We start from the raw sequence: 2,895 nt of genomic DNA, 5'->3' as shown, positions 1-2,895 counted from the left end.
CCACAGCCTTTCAATTAAATTTAGATTAGGCGAATAAGACGGCAAATAGAGTAGCTCTATTGACAAAAAAGAGCCAATTCCTCAACAACTTTACATTTTTGATAGCGGGCATTATCTAATACTAGAGTGATGGTAATTATTAGTCCTAAAGCAGCTATTTTTGACCAGAGTTCACAGACTTGAGTTGCTGTAATATAATTGTCATATGTTACCATAATAACTTCATGGTTTATCCCATTTAATGCTCCCAAAACATTAAAGCGTTTACGCCCGCTCGGTGACTTAACAAAAAGTCTCTCAAAACACCAAACAAAACCGAGAAATGCTCCCATGACGAAGTGAGCGGCATCAACAAAAAAAACAGCCCTTTTTCCTTCTTTAGCCTCATTTAGTCTGGGTTCTAGCTTTTTTTCTTTGTAGTCCTCTTGTTCATCCCGGTCAGCTTTAGAAGGAAGAGAACCTACTTTTAAACATTTCATTCCCATTGATTTTAAAAATTTTCTCACTTGGGTAGGACTTCGTTTTATTCCCGTTAATTCTTCTCTCCTATATACAGCTTCATTTATTGTGGCTGGTGGATTTTTCTCGAAGTATTTTTTGAGCGTTTCTTTTTGAGACTCTAATTCACTTTTAGGGCGATAGAAGTTGATTTCTTTTAATTTTTCTATTCCGCCTTCTTCATAATCTCGAAGATAGGTTAATAAGGTATTTGGCGAGATTCCTGCTAACTGACAAATTTTTTTGTGCGGTATCTTTTGGCTCTTTAACCAGAGAACTTCCATCTTCAGTTGAACCCGGGGATGGGGATGATGAAATCTTTCCTAAGACAGTGAGTTCTTTTCTTCTTCCGTGAATTCTAGGTTAATCATGTTTTTAATGAGTGCTTTGCTTCTAATTATGACTCTTAAACTATATTATTGTCCTTGAGTAAAAAATGCAAGTTGTAGCCGTGCAAAGTATATTTACCTTCGGGTATTACCCACGACAGTTAATGCAGTTCATGGGGAATTAGCGCGAATCATCAAAAATTACTCCGAAGTGGAACTAGCAGGAGCATTTATAGTCGTAGAACCGGATGGTCATAGGTTTAGAAAGCCGTTGCTTTATTAAGTCAGGTGCAACGTTGTGTTATACCCGATCGCTTTGGCAATCACTTAATCTTGGCGATCGATATGATGTAGCCTGTGTTAGCGTTAGCGTAACCCACGGATTTTGAACATTAGATAAGGTGCGTTCACTTCATTAACACACCCTACAAGATCGGCGTGCTGCTACGCAGTGCCTTCGGCATCGCACTCTGTTATGAGTTGATTGATGTTGGGTTTCCTTGCGTCAATCCAACCTACGGGCGAGGCGATCTGCTACGCAGTGCCTTTGGCATCGCACTCATAATAGTTGACGAAATTCTGCGACTGTCAAACCAGCATCTTGAACAATTCCACCCATTGTAAATGCCTTAATTGGATTGTGCCTTGGAAGAGCAACTTGACGCACCCCATCACTCATGATGATATGTTTGCCTTGGCGAATGATCCGAAAGCCTACCTTCTCCAAGGCTCGTACTGCATCTAGGTGATTTACGCCAGGAATTCTAGGCATAGTTACACCTGCATTTCAATTTCACGAATTTCCCCATCTTGCAAGCGTTCTTCTAAGGCTGCAAGATACTCACGAATTGCATCTTGGATATTGGTTAATGCCTCTTCCTCAGTATCTCCCTCGGACCAACAACCGGGGAGCGCAGGAACGCCAACAGTAATTCCTTCTTCAGAACGATAAAGGACAATTTTGTATTTCATCATAAGTTCCTTCTAGATAGCACTCCATTTTAGCTTGATAGAATTATGGATGTGGGATCAAATTGTAGCAACAGCGGAACCTCACAGCAAACTTGATATGGTTGGGTTTCCTTGCGTCAACCGTTCGGCAAAAGCTCACGGCCGAAGTTCAACCTACAGGCTACTCTAGACTATTTATTCCCCTAGAAACGAATCGCACCGTTACATTTCATTAACCCACCCTACAAGATCGGCGATCGCACTTAGATAAAACTGGGTTCTTTTACAAACGTTAGCAACTGTTCAGGTTTTAGATTCTCTGCAAAGTATTCCATAGAGTCACGATAAGCTTCGTCTTTCAGTTTTTCAACTGCAAATAACATAATGCTAGGAATTATTTGTCGCAATGGAAAGAGAAAAGCTTCAACGAAAACGGAATTTAGCATCCGCATTTCCTCTATATGTCTCTGACCCATAAATTGGAGGCTTCTATCCTCTGAATCCATCACAAAACTTAGAAGAAATTCACCTGCAACATATGTCCTATCAAAAATCTCTCCAAAAAATACATTTATTTTTTCTGGCTGAATTTTGTTGTCAGATTTTATAGCATTATATACATTACCTTGTTCACATATTTGCTTAATGCCTACTCTCAAATGATGTGCTTTCAGTTTTACGTGAAGAATTTTCAGTAATGTCCAGTAAGACATTTTAAGTTCATTTCGATGCTTCAATAAGTGGTAAACAGCAAAAATGTCGCAAATGACTTCCTCTCTCATAGAAGGAAACGTTGAACTACTAAAGTCTTTACTTTCTCTGACGATTTCCTCATAAAGAGCTTCGTTGACTTCATCTTGCCAACCAGCCGATGATGCAAACTCCTCAACCTCCTGATAGCTTGGAAAGGCTTGAGTGAATCGGGAAAACTGACTTTCTGCTAAAGAAGAGAATTCGCTCATGGCTTCGGGTGAACGCATCAATGCAAAATGAGACCATTCATGCAAAAAATCAAAGCAGACAGATACTTTATACAACTGTGATCTACTTATTCCTCTAAAGTAAGAAGTCAGAATCCTAGAAAATCTCTCTTGTGTTCCAGAATAAGGAATTTGTG

Annotated in this window: 3 protein-coding genes and 1 pseudogene; all 4 read right to left on the bottom strand. The window is 39.6% G+C overall.

Annotated elements, in window-relative coordinates; translation table 11 throughout:
• Positions 1–869 (bottom strand): annotated as a pseudogene (locus PX636_RS09335) (IS630 family transposase); the annotation flags it as partial.
• Positions 870–1,386: 517 nt separating this feature from the next.
• Entirely contained in the window at positions 1,387–1,599 is a 213-nt protein-coding gene (locus PX636_RS09330) for a type II toxin-antitoxin system HicA family toxin (RefSeq protein ID WP_002776326.1), read from the bottom strand.
• Positions 1,600–1,601: 2 nt separating this feature from the next.
• Positions 1,602–1,799: a type II toxin-antitoxin system HicB family antitoxin gene (locus tag PX636_RS09325; protein WP_002738180.1), complete on the bottom strand. Its 198-nt coding sequence runs from the start codon at positions 1,797–1,799 to the stop codon at positions 1,602–1,604.
• A 242-nt stretch (positions 1,800–2,041) separates the two neighbouring features.
• Positions 2,042–2,895 (bottom strand): hypothetical protein (locus tag PX636_RS09320; protein ID WP_288116870.1); only part of this gene is annotated, 854 nt, incomplete at its 5' end.

This window comes from Microcystis sp. M53598_WE2 (assembly GCF_030067735.1).
Lineage (GTDB): Bacteria > Cyanobacteriota > Cyanobacteriia > Cyanobacteriales > Microcystaceae > Microcystis > Microcystis aeruginosa.
Note: the sequence above shows the minus strand (reverse complement) of the source record. Positions and strands in the feature narration are given on the sequence as shown.

What these genes read in the sequence shown, in the direction of transcription:
- PX636_RS09330 (WP_002776326.1), bottom strand. Translation starts at nt 1,599, where the DNA reads ATGCCTAGAATTCCTGGCGTAAATCACCTAGATGCAGTACGAGCCTTG.
- PX636_RS09325 (WP_002738180.1), bottom strand. Translation starts at nt 1,799, where the DNA reads ATGAAATACAAAATTGTCCTTTATCGTTCTGAAGAAGGAATTACTGTT.